1 pseudogene is annotated in these 1390 nt (G+C 70.5%); it reads right to left on the bottom strand.

The annotated features are described in order from the left end of the window. A pseudogene (locus tag ACWCPM_RS34730) lies at positions 1–1390 on the bottom strand (hypothetical protein); the annotation flags it as partial.

Consider the following 1390-nt stretch of genomic DNA (forward strand, 5'->3'; position numbering starts at 1 on the left):
CTCGACGCGGGGGACGTCGGCTCCGTCGTGGGGGAGGCCGGGCTGGTCGACGATGTCGCCGGGGCCGTCGTCGGCCTTGCCGAGGACGTTGCCGCTCTCGTCGAGGATGTTGCCCTCGGGGTCGTAGTAGCGGGCCGGGGCGCCGTCCTCGGTGGGCAGCCTGACCGTGCCCTCGGGCAGGACCGGGGTGTTCTCGGGCAGCTTGACGGCGCCCTCGGGCAACTCCACCGCACCCGCCGGGAGCGGGGTGCCCTCCGGCAGTTTCACGGCGCCGTTGCCCAGGTCGACCGCGCCGGCCGGGAGCGGGGTGCCCTCGGGCAGGGTGACCGCGCCGCCCTCGGGAATCCTGATCCCGCCCGGCGGGATCACCGCGCCCTCCGGCAGCCGCACCACGCCGCCCTCGGGAAGCCGGACCGCACCCTCCGGCAGCGTGATCGCGTTGTCCGGGAGGCGGGGGATGTCGATGTTACCGACGCCCCGCAGCGCCGCGCTGATGTCGCCGATCTTCGACAGGCCCGCGCCCGCGCCCTTGGCGATATAGGTCATCGGGTCGATGACCTTCGCCGTGGTACCCAGCACCTTCGCGACCGCGCCCGCCTTGCCCGCACCCGAGACCGCACCACCCGCACCACCCGTGAACACGGTGGTGAGCACGTTGAAGGTGACCGCACCGGCCGCACGAGCGGGATTCTTGCCCCACTCGTCCCACGCCACCAGCGCCTTACCGGTCTCCTTCATCGCGGTACGCGAATCCCTGATCCACGACGGCAGCTTGTCGTCCGGCAACAGCCAGAACGCGGCACTGACACCCGGCAGGGACGAAAGCACCAGACCCGTCGCGAGCTGCGCGAGACCCTTCCACGCCTGACCCATCGCGTCCCAGCCACCGAACCCGACCAGCGTGCCCAGACCCTTGAGCGTGCCCCACACACCGTCCACGATCACGCCGTCCCACACGAACGACTTCACCCAGTGGCCGACCTCGTACCAGTGATGCCTCTCCTCCACCGGGTCACCCCAGGGAAGCTTCGCGTTCTTCATGTCCTGCGCGGAGAACCCGTACTGATCCGTACGCTCCGAACCGTCGCCGGCGACCATCTGCGTGCCGCCCCACAACGCGGTGATCCGGTTGTGACACGTCCGCTCCGCCGCCCAGAAAGCCGCCACCGTCGCGGTGATCTCGTCCCGCAGCCGGTTGTGCTCACCGACCTTGTCCTCGTCGTACTCCCACTCGTCGTCGTCCTTGACCGAACCGACGAACGTGACCGCCCGCGCCTTCAGCTCCGTCAGCTTCGCGTCCAGCGGCCGGATCTCCGCCGCGTACGACGACAACGCACCCGACACCGTCTCCAGACCGTCCGCGAAACCGTCCGCCCGGTCCATCACCGGC

Source organism: Streptomyces sp. NPDC002309 (assembly GCF_053593375.1).